Raw genomic sequence first — 15,717 nt, 5'->3', positions numbered from 1 at the left:
CATAATTCCACCTCTGAACATGGATGTTTGAGTAAAAAGTGCGATCCAACTATAGCGTTTCCTAATTATATAATGTGTATAATAGCCCCCTCCTTGCTTGCGGGGAGGGGGGGTGGGGTTCTTCTGAGAACCGCTATATCAAGCAACGTCAAGCGTTATAGGTTCAGACCATTGAATTATCATGCTATACCGGCTCATAACACCGCGAACAAAATTCTTAATTAAGGCCGATATCAATTCCATACATCTCAATCTATGCTGACAGAGTGGAATATTTAATTTGAAGTTATGTTAGCTGATATCTACGATGTTGTGATAGTTGGAGCTGGGCCGATTGGATTGGCAACTGCGATCGGTTTACGCAAGCGGGGAATTGAAAATATTTTGGTATTAGATCAAACTCGTGCTTTTCGTCCAGTTGGTCAAGTGTTGGATCTGCTTCCCAATGGCTTAAAGTCTCTGAGATATTTAGATCCTCATGCTTACGAAGCAGTTAAAAACGCCGCCCTTGGTTTATCTAATTCTCAACCATCTAATCAAAAACAAAATACTCCCAAATCTTCACCTACATGGGCTTTCAGGAATTTGCAAGGGCAGATAATGCGCTCAATGTCTGTAAGTTTTGATAATTGGTTTCAAGAATATGGCGAAGGGCGAGTTTCACTTGCTTGGTATGATTTGCAGACAACTTTAAGACAACAATTACCCCAAGAAATTGTCAGAGCGAATCACCGTTGTATTAATGTTGTAGATGAACCAGAAAATGATTGTGTGCGGATAGATTGTGTTTCTGATACTACAGTAGAAGCCAATCCCTATGCTCATTGGAATGACAACAAAACCGAAAATCTAGATACTAATTCCCCCGCATCAGTTACTAATAAATCATTTCGAGCCAGGCTAATTGTAGCCGCCGACGGAATTAATTCTACAATTCGCCGAGTGCTTTACAAAGATAGCTTTTATCAAGATTATGCCAAACCAGAATATTCTGGGTTTGCTGCTATATCTTGTCGAGAAGTTGCTGATATTCCCGCAGAAGTGGAAGCAGAAATCGAAGCTACATTTTTGCAAAATTCACGGGTTACTACTATTTGTCATGATGAGGTATCGAGAAAAGCGGTTGGTGAGATGGAAGACACAAGGATGATGTTATTCCGCAGTCGCATTACTAATCAATTTGGCTATCTCATCCATTTCGCTTCACCTTTGGCAGCTTTACAAGGTAAGTCTGGCAGTTCTTTAATTAATTTAGCTGTAAAAGTCTTTGAGCAAGCTGGATTTCCCGATGTCCTCAAGCAATTAGTCCGTTTATCGCCTCCAGAAAATATAGAACAGCGTCCTTATTATATTCATCGGGCAATTATTGCTGATTCTGACACCACACCAATTCAACCAACTTGGAATGCAGGGAGGGTGGTTTTAGTTGGTGATGCGGCGCATGGGATGCCGCCATTTATGGCTCAAGGTGCTAATCAAGGTTTAGAAGATGCTTTAGCTGTGGTAGCATTAATTGCTCAAATTGCCGCAGAAAATAACTGGAATAATAGACAAGCTATAACAGAAGCTTTCCAGAAATATGAACAGTTACGTCGTCCGTGGATGGCGTATGTTCAGGAAGCAACTTTAACCCGTCATCCCCATTCTTCAGAACATAATTGGCAGCAATATAGTCAACAAATTTATGGGCGTAATGTTGAGCAAGTGATGAAAGAGTTAGCTAATTCGTAATTCGTAATGCTGCTACGCGGAAGCAAGTTCTGACTTTTTACGTTATGTGGAAAAGCTAATGCGAAACCTAACCCCCTAACCCCCTTCCCTAGTAGGGAAGGGGGAAAAGTTAAAGCCTCTCTCCTTTCTACAAGTGGGGTTTTTTGAATTATGGATTGCGAAAGTGTTGAAATTCATAGACATAAAATAGTCGGCTGAATTTCTGTAACAAGTAGCCAATTATTGCTAATAAAATTCCGCTTCCTAATGCTAACCAAAATTGTGTCGGCGGCAGAAATGTGAGAGATTTTTCTAATGCTGCTTGTGTCGCTACCATGCGTGCATCTAAAATAATTCCTAACAAGAAACATACAGCCGCCAATACATAGGCTGAAACTTTGAGGCGATTGATATTAGCCAGGGCATTTTGGCACACTGTACAGTTTTGAGTGTGGGTTGTCCAGACATCAAATAGCTTTTGATGGTCGGTTTCTGTCCAAGGTAAATCATGGCTGTAGCCTTCCGCCCAAGGGATACCACCGCCAGCACGTTGGTCTAGCCATTGGCGAAATGTAATCACCATCTTGTCTTGCGGATTAGGTGTAAAGACAGCATCAAGCCATTTACCCTGTTTTCTCTGGGCAATAGTTTTTTCTTGATAATGCAGAAATACCATATCTTGGTGCAGGAACAAGGACGCTAACACATGACCTAACCAAGTGGGTAAGGGTAGACCAAAAATTGATAAGCCTTGGGGTGTCTTACCTTGGGAATTTTTAACGAACACCTGACAGCCAATGTGGCGACACCATCCGGGACGGGTGGGAGTAGCATACAACGCCAAAATGAATTTACCGCCATCTTTCGGGGTTGAGGAAATTCTCATGTGACAAGGTGGCTGGAAGTCGTGAATTGCTTGCTCAATGTTGCCCGTTGTGGGTTGAATTTCAAACGCAAAGCCATCCTGGGTAGATATCTTGCGGGTGGGAATCATGTCATAATATTTAGCATCTTTGTAGCGATCGCCTACAATCCCATGATGAGAAACTGGTACATGGGCAGGATCGGCAACGTTTTCCATGAAATAATCCCATCCATAGGGCAAATCCCGGAAGTTCCAAAAAAACTTCACTACTTGTTCTGAGTTCTCTTCTAATTCAGGAACAAGGCGCGGTGTCCGCAATTGGCTTTCTTTTTGGGCTTCCTCCCCTGTTTCCCCCCACACCCACAATAAGCCTTGATTCTCTTGGGTAGGATAGACAACAGCACAGGATTTGGGGTTTTCACAGTTTTTCGCGGCGGTTTGTTTATCTACAGACTGGGGAATGTTGACACATTTACCTTCAGCATCAAACCGCCAAGCATGGTAAGCACATAAAAGTGTGCCATCAGATTCTACCCGTCCTTGGGAAAGCGGGGCGAGTCGATGGGGACAAAAATCTTCAAAGCAACGCCATTTTCCCGTACCATCCCGCCATAACACAATATCCTTACCTAACAACTGCATCGCATGGGGACGAGAAGGATCTAAAAATTCCACAACCGCTATTGGATACCACTGCTTTGTCCATTGGAATATCCCTTCTTCTGCTTGTAGTTGCTCGTTTTTCAGGCTGTTTAAGATATTTCCCGGCAAATTGATATCAGTAGTCATAAGAATACGCGGTAAGAGGGAAACTCAGAGGCTTTAGCCCTGAGAGGGAAGCGGTACGAGCGGTTTTAACCGCATTGGATATTTTGTTCATTACCGCCTTGGAGTTGGGAAATTAGGTGTACTTTTGTGATGTACTTTCAACGGGACAATTACCGTTTCAAATTTTCCAACTCTGTACGCATAATGTTTTGCTCTAAAGAGCCTCCCATTTCTGGGGTAATGTTAGCTTCTCCCAAGGGGAGACGCTGCGCGAACGACCAGTTATAAGAGCTTGTTAGGCTTGCAATACTGTTCCAGTGACCTTAGAACTGTTTAATCACAAGCGACAGAGCAGGGAACTAGCTACGCATTCCAGGGTGTCGTAACTCAAATAACGGCTACTCGTTTAACCAAGTGGTCTGGTCAGTACGGCTTGCTTGATTACTCTTACAAGCCCAGTCCCTTTAGGGCTGGGTTACTGACATACTAACGCTGTACTTTTTTAGATGACATGACCCTAGCTTAGTAAATTTTTCAGGTTGGTAGTGAGGACTTTAGTCCTTAGATTGAGGACTAAAGTCCTCACTACCAACTTACTAGTATTGTAATTAAATAAACACTGAATTTTTAGGATAAATATATATGCAAGAAGAAATATCTTTACCACAGATGGGTTGCGGAACTTGGGCATGGGGCAACCAATTGCTTTGGGGATACACTGAAAGTATGGACGACCAATTGCAAGCAGTATTTAACCTGTGTGTAAGTAATGGTGTAACTCTATTTGATACAGGCGATTCTTACGGCACTGGACGCTTACAAGGACGTAGTGAATTACTATTAGGACAATTTTCTCGCTCATATCAAGGCATAAACCAAGACCATATCTGCATTGCTACCAAGTTGGCTGCATACCCTTGGCGATGGACACGCCAGTCAATGATTAAAGCTTGTAAAGCTTCAGCACAACGTTTGGGTAGAAATGTTGATTTAGTTCAGATGCACTGGTCAACAGCAAATTATGCGCCTTGGCAAGAGGAGGGACTTTTGGATGGTTTAGCTGATTTGTACGAGCAAGGTTTAGTCAAGGGTGTGGGATTATCTAATTACGGTACTAAACGCCTGCAACGTGTACATAAAAAGTTTGCAGCGCGGGGAATACCAATTAAAACTCTGCAAGTGCAATACTCGCTGTTATCTACATATCCCGTCACCGAATTGGGACTAAAACAAGTGTGTGATGAATTGGGTATACAACTAATCGCTTACAGTCCTTTAGGTTTGGGGATATTAACAGGGAAATATTCTGAAAATAGCTCTTATCCTCAAGGTATCAGAGGTTTATTATTTAGACAATTATTGCCCGGAGCGCGATCGCTCTTAGCCTGTTTACGAGCTGTGGCAGAATCTAGAAATAAAACCATGTCCCAAGTCGCTATTAACTGGTGTATTTGTAAGGGAACTATGCCTATACCTGGAGCAAAATCTGTCACCCAGGCGCAGAATAATATAGGGGCTTTGGGTTGGCAATTAGATGCTGGTGAAATTGCGGAGTTAGATCAAGCAGCAGCCAGTACAGATAAAAAAATGGTGCAAAATATTTTTCAGACTAAATAATTGAATTAGTAGCGATCGCTAATAACTACCAAAGTATGGAGACAAACTTACCGTAGAATTAATCTTTATCTACCTCTTGCTTATCCCATCTGCCCCATGTTTTGCGACTACCTAGTACAAATTCTGACTGCTCGTGTATACGATGTTGCTCAGGAATCTCCTCTGGAGTATGCCCCGAATCTTTCTGCCAGACTGAATAATCAACTCTTGTTGAAACGGGAAGATATGCAGTCTGTATTTTCCTTTAAGCTACGCGGTGCTTACAACAAAATGGCTAACCTCACGCCGGATTTACTAGCACAGGGCGTAATTGCTGCCTCTGCGGGTAATCATGCCCAAGGTGTGGCTTTAGGTGCAAGTCGCTTAGGAACGAAAGCTGTTATCGTCATGCCTGTGACTACACCCCAGGTAAAGATTGATGCAGTCAAGGCGCGGGGTGGAGAGGTGGTATTGTATGGGGATACCTATGATGATGCTTACGCCTTTGCTCGACAACTGGAGGCTGAAAAGGGTTTAACTTTTATTCATCCTTTTGATGATCCTCATGTGATAGCTGGACAGGGAACTATTGGCATGGAAATTCTCAGGCAATACCAACAGCCCATTCATGCCATATTTGTGGCGATTGGTGGCGGTGGCTTGATTTCTGGCATTGCAGCCTATGTGAAACGTCTCCGTCCCGAAATCAAAATTATTGGCGTAGAACCGGTAGATGCTGATGCTATGCACCAATCATTAAAAGCAGGTAAACGGGTGCAGTTGTCTCAGGTGGGTTTATTTGCTGATGGGGTAGCAGTGCGGGAAGTAGGGGAAGAAACCTTTAGGCTGTGTCAAGAATACGTAGATGAAATCATTTTGGTGGATACAGATGCCACCTGTGCCGCAATTAAAGATGTGTTTGAAGATACCCGCTCTATTTTAGAACCTGCCGGGGCATTAGCGATCGCCGGTGCAAAAGCCTATGTCGAACGGGAGCAAATTCAAGGACAAACTTTAATAGCCGTCGCCTGCGGTGCTAATATGAACTTTGATCGGTTGCGTTTTGTCGCCGAACGCGCCGAATTTGGCGAACGCCGCGAAGCCATCTTTGCAGTTACCATTCCCGAAGCACCAGGAAGTCTACATAAGTTTTGCGAATGTATTGGTAGACGCAACCTAACAGAGTTTAACTATCGCATTGCTGACGAGAAAATTGCCCATATTTTTGTCGGGATGCAAATCCAAAACCGTGCCGATAGAATCAAGATGGTAGAAACCTTTGAAGATTGTGGTTTTCCCATTATCGATTTAACTGATGATGAACTGACAAAACTGCATTTAAGGCACATGGTTGGGGGACATTCTCCCTTAGCCCACAATGAACTACTCTATCGGTTTGAGTTTCCTGAACGTCCCGGCGCATTGATGAAATTTGTCGCTTCCATGAGTCCTAACTGGAATATTAGTATGTTCCACTACCGCAATAATGGCTCAGACTACGGACGGATTGTTGTAGGAATGCAAGTACCTCCCCAAGAAATGGCAGAATGGCAGGCATTTCTTGATAGCCTCGGTTACGGCTATTGGGATGAAAGCCAAAATCCGGCGTATAAATTGTTTTTAGGTTGAGGAAGTTGGTGGAACACTGTCACCATTCTTTACAGTTAACACTCAACAACTTGAAACGGAATAATTTATTTTTGAGAGTTTCCTAAATCAGTGATGCTCGGATAGTTAAGCCTATAATGAGAATTGTTGGGAAGACTTCAAAGCATGAGTGAAACTGCCGAAAAACTTAAACTAGAACTTTCTCAGCTTTCTGCAAAAGAACGTGCTGAAATTGCCTACTTTTTAATTCATTCTCTAGATGATGATCTAGATGATGATCTAGAAACTGTTGGGGATACGGAATTAAGCAAAAGGTTGGAAGATATTAATTCCAACACAGTTATTGGAGAGCCAATATATCAAGTTTTTGAAGAGTTACGAGAAAAGTATTCGTGAAGTTTATTGTTATCCATACCGAAGCTCGAAAAGAGCTTGATGCTGCAATAGCTTACTATGAAACGCAGAAAGTAGGCTTGGGACTAGATTTGCTATCTCAAGTAGAAAAAGTTATTCTCAAAATTCAGCAAAACCCGAATTTAGGAACTCCATACAAAATTGCAGGAATACGCCGCTATGCTATTCAACGTTTTCCCTACCTAATTTTTTATACGGAGCTTGAAGAAGTGATTTGGGTTATAGCAATAGCTCATGGTAAGCGCAAACTGAATTACTGGAAACAAAGAAATCTTGAAATTTAACATCTTTACCAATTTTAACGCAATAGACGGGAATTTTAGAATTACTATCGCAAGTGTCACAATTAATTGGTGCGTGACGCTATAAGTCTCATTACTACGTTCAAATACTTTTGCAGCGTCACACAACGGCAATAAAGCGGGAGGAAAATCCACACCGCTTTTTGCCTCCCCTACATAAAAAATATGCGGCGTTGCGGAAGTTCTAATTTTTTATCTGGAATTTAGAGATTTACGGATAAATCTTCTGCGGTAATTAGAGTTAGCTGAGAATTATCTAGCTTGTGAAGATCATGGACAATTCTATTAGCTTGTTGTTCAATACTCCTTTCAAATAAAGCACGGGCGAAACGTCCATTACCAAAATTCTTGTCTCGGTTGACATATGCTAATTCAAAAGTAGCTTGTAAGATAATATTTGCCGAGGGGTCGAGGGTGTAGCCGTTATCGTGACAGAATTTCTTGAAAATTAATAATAATTCTTGGGGAGTGTAGTGATCGAGGTAAAATAAACGGTGCAGACGGGATTTAAAGCCTGGATTAGATTCTAGTAAACGATCCATTTCCTCAGTGTAGCCGGCGATAACTACCGCCAAGCGATCGCGGTGATCTTCCATGCGTTTAATTAATATCTGCAATGCTTCCTTGCCATAATCATTAGGGCTATCTTCAGGTGCAAGGGCGTGGGCTTCATCTATGAATAATACACCGTCTAGGGCTTGCTGGACAGCATTTTCCACCCTGAGAGCAGTTTGGCCAATATACCCACTGACAATCCCGGCGCGATCGGTTTCTACAACGTGTCCCCGTTCCAGAAATCCCAATTGTTTATATAATCTTCCTACTAAACGGGCAATAGTGGTTTTACCTGTCCCTGGTGGGCCATATAACATTAAGTGTAGTGAAATATCTACAGTTTTCAGCCCTCGCTTTTGTCGTTCGGTTTGGACTTTGAGGTAATTGGCTAGAGAGAAAAGTTGATGCTTGGTGCGTTCATGTCCAACTAGTGCTTTTAAGTCTGCAAATACTAGCTCTAAACTATCATCATCAGGTGGTTCATGCTCCACAAAAGTAGCTTTGGTTTCATATCTAGAATCATAAACCTCTAGATTCACTTCACTAAGGTCTTTTTCTGTATCCGGCGCACTCACCATCAGGCTGTGAACTTTCATTTTAATTTTGTCGTGAATCACAAAACCAAAATTTCGCCCTGGGACATCCATTAACTTTTCGGCGGGGAATTTGTCTACAAGGGTACTGTTGATGTAGAACTCAACGAAGTTCCCCACACGGCAAATCTCTAGTAAATTTACAGCATGACCACGTTGAATGCGATCGCACCGTTTCCAATCTGTATAATTGACAAAACTACCATTTTTGACCTCAGCAATGCGATAACAAGCATTACCAGAAATCACAAACTCAAAAAAATTGCGATCGTCTAACAGTCCCCAAATGAAACCATATCCATGATCATCTACACCAGCAGCTTTTTCTAAGACCATATGAATATGAAAATCAGTCCTGTCATAAAAAAACTCCGCCGAGTTCCACGATAGCCAATAAGCATCACCTTCACGTTTGTGGTCAAATACATAGTGACCCACTTCCATGTAAAGGCTGCACTCTGAGCTATCTCGTGTCACCCAACTACAACGATTATCTTGAAAGTGTTCCTCAAAAATTAGCATTGCGTTCCTCTGTAGCTCTGTGTGTAGAATCAGCTGCTAACTATATTCATTCTAAACACGCCTCAACAGAGTTACTTTATTAATAAAGTCTGCTAATCTTTGTGCCGCAAGCACTTCAGCCTCTAAAGCAAATTTTCGTCATGGGGACTGGGGATTGGGGACTGGGGACTGGGGACTGGGGATTGGGGATTGGGGACTGGGGACTGGGGATTGGGGATTGGGGACTGGGGACTGGGGACTGGGGATTGTATTTTTCTCCCCCTGCTCCCCCTGCTTCCCCTGCTCTTCTAAACTACCCATAGCTGCATTAAAATAAATGCCAACGCTGCACTACCTAAAGGAACGGTCAAATTGTCAATACCTAAAAATGAAAAAGCTTCTAAACTAGTGGCGACGAATGCAACTACCAGTGACACTACCCAAGTTTGCCAAATATTGCCGAATACGCCTAGTAAAATTAAACTACAGACCAAATAACTAAGCAAAGCCATAGTTAAAGAGCCTTCCCAGCTTTTTTGCGCTCCCAAAAGTTTATACTTGTGTTTACCAAAGCGTTGACCAACTAAAGCGGCGAGTCCATCACCCCAGCACATAATCATCATCCCAATCGCGGCATACTGGGGTTGTTGTACATACCAGAAGCAACCTACTAAAATTCCCACACTAGCAGCGTAAAAAAATGTGCCTAGGCTTTGCCTTCCTACACTATTGATACCGGGGAGAATAGGGAAAATGTAAGATAGCAGAGTGACAATACTAGCTAAAATTGAAGCCCCAATACCTATGCTGGCAGGAATATTTAGCCACCAAGCGATTAGAATAACATGACCAGCACCAATATGAACTATTTTACGGATGATTTCTGGATCGCTAGTAGCAAAACGACTTACTAATCCCGCGATCGCTAGAATAAAAAATACCCAAGCTGCAACAATGGTAATTTGCAGCCATAGAGGTGGGGTTAAGATGAAATCAGGAAATTGAGTTAACAAAGATGCTACAAGATAGAAAACGTTTTATCCTTGTTACCAATTTATAAGATTTGGGTCACGGTAATGAAGCAATTATTTATTTGGTTAATTCAAGGCTACAGAATATTTATCTCTCCCCTATTCCTACCAACCTGTCGCTTTCAACCGACTTGTTCCATGTATGCTATCGAAGCCATAGAAAGATTTGGCATATTTCGCGGTGGCTGGATGGCTACCAGGCGGATTTTGCGTTGTCATCCCTTCCATCCCGGTGGTTATGATCCCGTACCGGAGAAGGAGGGGACAGGGGATAGGTGACAGGGGACAGTGGTAATGAAAGCAGGGGGAGCAGGGGGAGCAGGGGGAGAAAAATACAATACCCACTCATTACTCATTACTCATTACTCATTACTCACTACTCATTACTCACTACTCATTACTCACTACTCACTACTCATTACTCATTACTCATTACTCATTACTCATTACTCACTACTCACTACTTACTCCGACGCACAAAGGGTAATAGGTCTTCTAGAATCGTAGTGTGATAGTGTTCTTGGGGATAGTGACCGACGTTGTTGAGTTTGATCACTTCCGCATCCGGTACGGACTTGGCAAAACTTTCTGCTAAATCTATAGGCAACCAAGGGTCAATCATTCCCCATTGAATTAAAATTGGTTGTTGCCATTGTTGAAAGCCTGATGTAATTTCTGTCATAGCGGCTGGTAGTTCCAGATTACGAATCGTAGTTAACAGCGCACGTCCGACGGCGGAAGTTTTCAAATATGGTTTACGATATACATCTAAATCTTTGTCTTCGATGCGATAACGACTACCACCTTCTAAAGTGCGGTCAACTAATAGAGGGTCTTGAGTCATCATATCACCCACAAACGGCCAACCCATTTGTTGAAGTTTCCAAGGTAATTTAGCATCCAAAGAAATGGGTGTATTTAAAATAGCAATATTGGCAATTTTTTCGGGATTTCTTAAAGCATATTGTAGACCTACAGAGCCTAAGAAGCCTTGCACAACTAAGGAAAATCGTTCTAGTTCTAAAGCTTCAATAAAAGCTGATAATGCTTTGATATAAGCATCATGAGTGTAACGAAACTCATATTTTTCGGGTTTTGCCGAGAAGCCAGAACCAATCCAATCTGGTGCGATCGCTCTTGTTCCTTGACTGGCTAAACCTGGCATAATATTACGCCAACTGTAACTTTGTGATGGGATTCCATGTAGTAACACTACAGGTAATAAGTCAGTTTGTCCAATTGGTGCAGCTTCCCGATAAAACCATTCTAAAGAATCTACTGTTATTTTATTCTCTGTGATTGACACGCTATTTTCCTATCAGTTTGATATGAAAAATTTTACCATTGCAGTGATAACAGAAATGCGTCAGACTAAAACAGGACTTACGCACAGAGGTTATTTGTGAAGAAGGGGTGTAAGGGTATGAGGGTGTAGGGGTGTAAGGGTTTTGAACACCTACACCCCCACACCCCTATACCCCTATACCCTCGCCCAAACCCTTGATTCTTCGTATCACTGCGTAAGTCCTATAAAACCCTGGCACACCCTGACTGGAAAAAGCTGGGGGAAGAGGCGATACAAGGGAGGCTGGAGGGTCTAAATCCCTGTTACAACGCGAGTTGCGAATTAATTGAATGTATTGGGTTGCGCGATCGCTATGGAAGCAACGCCAGAAATTACTCAAGTCCATCAATCACTAGTGTCTGAGGGACGGATGACATTGATAATTATGATTGCTGTTGCATGAGTAGTAACGACAAAACAAATTCTATCAATAGTGAGATATTAAGGTGTAATTCCCTACAATAGTAAATATTTGCATTGACCGGATAATCTTTCAAAAGCTGAGAATAATAGAGAAAAGCTACTTTTAGAGACAGGAAGGATATGTTAGCTCTATACCCGTGCGATCGCGGAAATTTTTCATATCCTTCATCAGGAATTTGCCATTTGAAAATTGTTGCTATAAACTGTAGGCGCAGTTCTTCATTAAGACTTTATTAATCATGACACTTACACAGACAATTACTACTAAACCCGATAAAAAATCTGCTAAAAAACGACAGCAGTCTTTTCCTAGTATGGATATTGGTTCACCTAAAGTGCCATTACGCAAACCTAAAAAAATTACACAAGAACCGGAACTATTAAGCGATTGGGAACACGCTAGTTAATTGATTGTTTTCAATTCCACTGACACAGTTGAGATGGCGGTGTCATACGAGGGTGGTTGTATTGATAAAACCCCTCAAGATTCAGCAAAGCTTGGTGATAAATAATCCTCTGCACAGCATCCTCATGATGATTAGCATTACTCATCAAATTACCTTGACTTAGTGTCAATCGCCCTTCAACATCCCATTTAAATGCAGATTTGGGTAAATTATTCTGTTGATGACCACTCCACAATATAGCTAAAGCTTCACCTGTAATTAGATTGCTTTTCATATCACCTCTAATACAGATAAAGTTATCGGAGTGGGGATAGCCATAATACCCATCAAATTGATTTACAGTTTTTTTAAAATTGGCACAAACACCCACACCAACCCGCCAGTCTTGTGGATCAGGTTGACTGCAAAATTGATAATTACCATCTGCTAAATTGGCAATGTTAACTTTGGGAACTGCAACCCACAAATTTGTATTTTGTTTTTGAAATGACTGATTAAAATTGAAATTTATTAACAAAGCTGCAAACATCACAAGTGGTTGTGCGAGATTATTGAAACTCAGCATCATCTCATCTCCAAATATCTAGGAGACTGCCACAATTAAGCAATGTGAGATATGAATTAGCTAATCTCTAAACAACGGGAGCAGCAGAAATTGCTAAAAATACTAGCAATAAGATAATTAACAGGCTGATTTTGACAATCAGATAAGTGGTAGGGTCAAATAAAGGAAAATCGTGTGTCATAATAAACCTCCTGGTGTGGCTCTAGATTTTAGAGTTTGATTGAGGTATTGGTTTTTTGACTGGTTTATACTTCTATTATCGCTCAAAAATTAATACACACTGTGTAATTGCAAGCTCTAGTAACATTTTTTAGTATTTTGATAAGAAGAATTTGCAACGCAGAGGTACGCTAAGTTATCGCGGAGTAACGCGAAGTATTTTCTAGATTTTGTGGTTTTTGATAGGCGATCAGCTACGCTGGGCAGTTACGCCATCGCACCAAATATTTAAGGTATTCCTGCTTGTTGAAAAATTTGTTGGGGTGTGAGTTGTAAGTCTGTTAATAGTTCATCTGCTAGACTATCTTCACCGATTTTTGTTTGTGGTCTGGCATCGGGATAGAACACGGTTACAGTTTTGGCTTTGGTATCTAACACCCAAACTCTCATCACGCCTGCATCTAGGTAGTCTGTGGCTTTGGCACTCATTTCTCCAAAACTTTGACCGGGAGAGATAATTTCAATCACTAAGTCTGGTGGTATGGGACAGGGTGCATCCTCAATGACATCATTTGGGAGACGTGAGAAGGAAACATAAAGTAAGTCAGGAACAGGAATCCAGTCTTTTCCTTTGCGTTTGAGAGTGACCGCCCACTCGATACCAATCTCACCGCGACTTTGCGCCCACGGCGTTAAGAGGGTAATAATTGCGCCTGTTAGCCTAGAATGATATCTTTTTGGTAATATTTTGGCTTTAGCTTCGCCATTAACTAATTCGTAAGTAATATCCCCCTCTGGTAATTCGAGGAATTGTTGGGTTGTGATTTCCGTTTTGAGTCGAGTCATATAGCGTTTCCTAATCACATGAGGTATATCATAGCCCCCTCCTCGCTTGCGGGGAGGGGGTTGGGGGTGGGGTTCTTGTACCTCACTAAGCGATCGCCTACTCTAATCCATAACTCTATTTTGCACCTATCATGAAAGATGCCATAGGCGCGATTATTTTAGGTAAATGCGATTAATTTTATACAGTAAACCCGGTTGTCATTTGTGTGAAGGCTTGCAAGAAAAGCTAGAACAGATCCAAAATCTGCAATTTGAGTTAGAGATTCGTGACATTACTACCCGTGAAGATTGGTTTAATGCCTATCAGTATGAGATTCCGGTTCTGCATCTAATACAGCCTGAAGACGAGAAAGCACAAGCTTTACCCCGTCCTTCTCCCCGTGCTAGTGTCCAGCAATTGGAGCAAATGTTGTATAAGTATTTAGCCAAGATTGAAAAAAATAATGCAGAATAAGCGCAAGCAAAGTGTGTGCTGAGGTTCACAATATGAAATTGCGGGAATTACTAGCGACAGTTGACAGTGTGCAACAATTACCTCCAGCTTTGGCAGATGCTGAAGTCCAAGGATTAAAGACAAACTCCCATGCTTGTAGTGCGGGAGATTTGTTTATTGGGATGCCTGGAACACGGGTAGATGGGGGAGAATTTTGGCCAAGTGCGATCGCATCGGGTGCTGTAGCGGCGATTATTTCACCCCAAGCTGTACAAAAAAATCCTCCCACAGATGAGGCGGTTGTCATTAGTGCTAACGACATGACCACAGCTTGCGCCCAAATTGCAGCAGCTTTTTATGGATATCCTGGGCAAAAACTTAAGCTGGTGGGTGTGACTGGTACTAACGGTAAAACTACAACTACTCACCTGATTGAATTTTTACTCACCAAAGCCCAATTACCAACGGCTTTGATGGGGACTCTCTACACCCGTTGGGCTGGTTTTGAACAAACGGCTGCCCATACTACACCCTTTGCGGTGGAACTACAACAGCAGCTAGCACAGGCTGTCAAGGCTGGTTGTGAGTTTGGCGCGATGGAAGTTAGTTCCCATGCTTTAGCCCAAGGCCGTGTTTTGGGTTGTCCCTTTGAGGTGGGTGTGTTTACTAACCTCACCCAAGACCATTTGGACTATCACAGCGACATGGAAGATTATTTTGGGGCTAAGGCGTTGTTATTTAGCCCTGAATATCTGAAAGGACGGGCAATTATTAATGCTGATGACCCCTACGGTAAACGATTAATTGCCGTTTTGAATCCTGAGAAGGTATGGAGTTACAGCGTTAATGATCCTACTGCTAATTTATGGATGAGTGATTTAAGTTACGAACCAAATGGTGTGAGTGGTATGCTGCATACACCAGAGGGTGATGTAACTTTCCGATCGCCTCTAGTTGGTCAATATAATTTAGAAAATCTGTTAGCAGCCGTCGGTGCAGTTTTACATCTGGGGTTAGATTTGCAATTAGTCGCAGCCGCTATTCCTGAATTTCCCGGCGTTCCCGGACGCATGGAACGGGTGCAGATTAGTCCTGACCAAGAAATTAGTGTGATTGTGGATTATGCCCACACACCCGATAGCTTAGAAAACCTACTCAAAGCAGCTAGGCCTTTTATTCCGGGGAAAATGATTTGCGTGTTTGGCTGTGGTGGCGATCGCGATCGCACCAAGCGTCCTAAAATGGGTAAAATTGCGGCGGAGTTAGCAGACGTGGCGGTAGTCACCTCCGATAATCCCCGGACTGAAGACCCAGAAAAGATTTTAGAAGATGTTTTGGCAGGTATACCCGACACTATACAACCACTAGTAATTTGCGATCGCGCTACCGCTATTCGTACCGCCATCCTCCAAGCCCAACCCGGAGACGGTGTGTTACTAGCTGGGAAAGGTCATGAAGACTACCAAATTCTCGGCACAGAAAAAATTCACTTTGATGACCGAGAACACGCACGCGCTGCTTTACAATCTAGAAGTTGAGGGACTGGGGACTGGGGATTGGGGATTGGGTACTGGGTACTGGGTACTGGGTACTGGG

Annotated in this window: 16 protein-coding genes; 9 read left to right on the top strand and 7 right to left on the bottom strand. The window is 42.4% G+C overall.

Annotation, left to right across the window (positions count from 1 at the left end; translation table 11 throughout):
• Positions 1 to 288 precede the first annotated feature (288 nt).
• Positions 289 to 1,731 (top strand): FAD-dependent oxidoreductase, encoded by a 1,443-nt coding sequence (locus tag L6494_RS19635; RefSeq protein ID WP_237989423.1) that lies wholly within the window; start codon positions 289 to 291, stop codon positions 1,729 to 1,731.
• A 148-nt stretch (positions 1,732 to 1,879) separates the two neighbouring features.
• Here L6494_RS19635 and L6494_RS19630 read toward each other — a convergent pair whose 3' ends face one another.
• Positions 1,880 to 3,364, bottom strand: a complete 1,485-nt coding sequence (locus tag L6494_RS19630; protein WP_237989422.1) for an aromatic ring-hydroxylating dioxygenase subunit alpha — start codon at positions 3,362 to 3,364, stop codon at positions 1,880 to 1,882.
• 621 nt (positions 3,365 to 3,985) lie between these two features.
• On the opposite strand from L6494_RS19630, the gene L6494_RS19625 reads away from it, so the two are divergent.
• From L6494_RS19625 to L6494_RS19610, 4 genes are all read left to right on the top strand, one after another.
• A complete protein-coding gene (locus L6494_RS19625) occupies positions 3,986 to 4,960 on the top strand; it encodes an aldo/keto reductase (protein ID WP_442946965.1) in 975 nt (324 codons plus the stop codon).
• Between the two features lie 96 nt (positions 4,961 to 5,056).
• Positions 5,057 to 6,568 carry a threonine ammonia-lyase, biosynthetic gene (gene ilvA / locus L6494_RS19620; protein WP_237989421.1) on the top strand — a complete coding sequence of 504 codons (1,512 nt, stop codon included), beginning with the start codon at positions 5,057 to 5,059 and terminating at the stop codon, positions 6,566 to 6,568.
• Between the two features lie 144 nt (positions 6,569 to 6,712).
• A complete protein-coding gene (locus tag L6494_RS19615) occupies positions 6,713 to 6,943 on the top strand; it encodes an addiction module protein (RefSeq protein ID WP_237989420.1) in 231 nt (76 codons plus the stop codon).
• A complete protein-coding gene (locus L6494_RS19610) occupies positions 6,940 to 7,245 on the top strand; it encodes a type II toxin-antitoxin system RelE/ParE family toxin (RefSeq protein ID WP_237989419.1) in 306 nt (101 codons plus the stop codon). Before L6494_RS19615 ends, L6494_RS19610 begins: the two co-directional genes overlap by 4 nt.
• 221 nt (positions 7,246 to 7,466) lie before the next feature.
• Here L6494_RS19610 and L6494_RS19605 read toward each other — a convergent pair whose 3' ends face one another.
• The 3 genes from L6494_RS19605 to L6494_RS19595 all read right to left on the bottom strand — a co-directional run bounded on the left by L6494_RS19605 (position 7,467) and on the right by L6494_RS19595 (position 9,925).
• Positions 7,467 to 8,933: an AAA family ATPase gene (locus L6494_RS19605; protein WP_237989417.1), complete on the bottom strand. Its 1,467-nt coding sequence runs from the start codon at positions 8,931 to 8,933 to the stop codon at positions 7,467 to 7,469.
• A 138-nt stretch (positions 8,934 to 9,071) separates the two neighbouring features.
• A complete protein-coding gene (locus L6494_RS19600; RefSeq protein WP_237989416.1) occupies positions 9,072 to 9,233 on the bottom strand; it encodes a hypothetical protein in 162 nt (53 codons plus the stop codon).
• Positions 9,221 to 9,925, bottom strand: a complete 705-nt coding sequence (locus tag L6494_RS19595; protein WP_237989415.1) for a diacylglycerol/polyprenol kinase family protein — start codon at positions 9,923 to 9,925, stop codon at positions 9,221 to 9,223. The genes L6494_RS19600 and L6494_RS19595 overlap by 13 nt, the downstream gene beginning before the upstream one ends.
• Positions 9,926 to 9,988: 63 nt before the next feature.
• On the opposite strand from L6494_RS19595, the gene yidD reads away from it, so the two are divergent.
• Positions 9,989 to 10,222, top strand: a complete 234-nt coding sequence (gene yidD / locus L6494_RS19590) for a membrane protein insertion efficiency factor YidD (RefSeq protein ID WP_237989414.1) — start codon at positions 9,989 to 9,991, stop codon at positions 10,220 to 10,222.
• 181 nt (positions 10,223 to 10,403) lie between these two features.
• Here yidD and L6494_RS19585 read toward each other — a convergent pair whose 3' ends face one another.
• Positions 10,404 to 11,249 (bottom strand): alpha/beta fold hydrolase, encoded by an 846-nt coding sequence (locus tag L6494_RS19585; RefSeq protein ID WP_237989412.1) that lies wholly within the window; start codon positions 11,247 to 11,249, stop codon positions 10,404 to 10,406.
• Between the two features lie 701 nt (positions 11,250 to 11,950).
• On the opposite strand from L6494_RS19585, the gene L6494_RS19580 reads away from it, so the two are divergent.
• Positions 11,951 to 12,118 carry a hypothetical protein gene (locus L6494_RS19580; RefSeq protein ID WP_237989410.1) on the top strand — a complete coding sequence of 56 codons (168 nt, stop codon included), beginning with the start codon at positions 11,951 to 11,953 and terminating at the stop codon, positions 12,116 to 12,118.
• A 10-nt stretch (positions 12,119 to 12,128) separates the two neighbouring features.
• Here the strand turns inward: L6494_RS19580 and L6494_RS19575 are convergent, their stop codons facing one another.
• Both L6494_RS19575 and L6494_RS19570 read right to left on the bottom strand, forming a co-directional pair.
• A complete protein-coding gene (locus tag L6494_RS19575; protein ID WP_237989408.1) occupies positions 12,129 to 12,686 on the bottom strand; it encodes a hypothetical protein in 558 nt (185 codons plus the stop codon).
• 444 nt (positions 12,687 to 13,130) lie between these two features.
• Entirely contained in the window at positions 13,131 to 13,688 is a 558-nt protein-coding gene (locus L6494_RS19570) for a Uma2 family endonuclease (RefSeq protein WP_237989406.1), read from the bottom strand.
• A gap of 166 nt (positions 13,689 to 13,854) precedes the next feature.
• Here L6494_RS19570 and L6494_RS19565 point away from each other — a divergent pair, with 166 nt between their 5' ends.
• Positions 13,855 to 14,142 (top strand): glutaredoxin family protein, encoded by a 288-nt coding sequence (locus L6494_RS19565; protein ID WP_237989403.1) that lies wholly within the window; start codon positions 13,855 to 13,857, stop codon positions 14,140 to 14,142.
• A 32-nt stretch (positions 14,143 to 14,174) separates the two neighbouring features.
• A complete protein-coding gene (locus tag L6494_RS19560; protein WP_237989401.1) occupies positions 14,175 to 15,659 on the top strand; it encodes a UDP-N-acetylmuramoyl-L-alanyl-D-glutamate--2,6-diaminopimelate ligase in 1,485 nt (494 codons plus the stop codon).
• Positions 15,660 to 15,717 lie beyond the last annotated feature (58 nt).

Source organism: Nostoc sp. UHCC 0870, from assembly GCF_022063185.1.
In the GTDB taxonomy this organism is placed as follows: domain Bacteria; phylum Cyanobacteriota; class Cyanobacteriia; order Cyanobacteriales; family Nostocaceae; genus Trichormus.
Note: the sequence above shows the minus strand (reverse complement) of the source record. Positions and strands in the feature narration are given on the sequence as shown.

Bases quoted from the DNA above. Each gene is read 5' to 3' on its own strand.
- L6494_RS19635 (WP_237989423.1), top strand. From the start codon at position 289: ATGTTAGCTGATATCTACGATGTTGTGATAGTTGGAGCTGGGCCGATT.
- L6494_RS19630 (WP_237989422.1), bottom strand. From the start codon at position 3,364: ATGACTACTGATATCAATTTGCCGGGAAATATCTTAAACAGCCTGAAA.
- L6494_RS19580 (WP_237989410.1), top strand. From the start codon at position 11,951: ATGACACTTACACAGACAATTACTACTAAACCCGATAAAAAATCTGCT.
- L6494_RS19600 (WP_237989416.1), bottom strand. From the start codon at position 9,233: ATGGGTAGTTTAGAAGAGCAGGGGAAGCAGGGGGAGCAGGGGGAGAAA.
- L6494_RS19605 (WP_237989417.1), bottom strand. From the start codon at position 8,933: ATGCTAATTTTTGAGGAACACTTTCAAGATAATCGTTGTAGTTGGGTG.
- L6494_RS19565 (WP_237989403.1), top strand. From the start codon at position 13,855: ATGCGATTAATTTTATACAGTAAACCCGGTTGTCATTTGTGTGAAGGC.
- L6494_RS19560 (WP_237989401.1), top strand. From the start codon at position 14,175: ATGAAATTGCGGGAATTACTAGCGACAGTTGACAGTGTGCAACAATTA.
- L6494_RS19625 (WP_442946965.1), top strand. From the start codon at position 3,986: ATGCAAGAAGAAATATCTTTACCACAGATGGGTTGCGGAACTTGGGCA.
- L6494_RS19615 (WP_237989420.1), top strand. From the start codon at position 6,713: ATGAGTGAAACTGCCGAAAAACTTAAACTAGAACTTTCTCAGCTTTCT.
- yidD (WP_237989414.1), top strand. From the start codon at position 9,989: ATGAAGCAATTATTTATTTGGTTAATTCAAGGCTACAGAATATTTATC.
- L6494_RS19575 (WP_237989408.1), bottom strand. From the start codon at position 12,686: ATGATGCTGAGTTTCAATAATCTCGCACAACCACTTGTGATGTTTGCA.
- ilvA (WP_237989421.1), top strand. From the start codon at position 5,057: ATGTTTTGCGACTACCTAGTACAAATTCTGACTGCTCGTGTATACGAT.
- L6494_RS19570 (WP_237989406.1), bottom strand. From the start codon at position 13,688: ATGACTCGACTCAAAACGGAAATCACAACCCAACAATTCCTCGAATTA.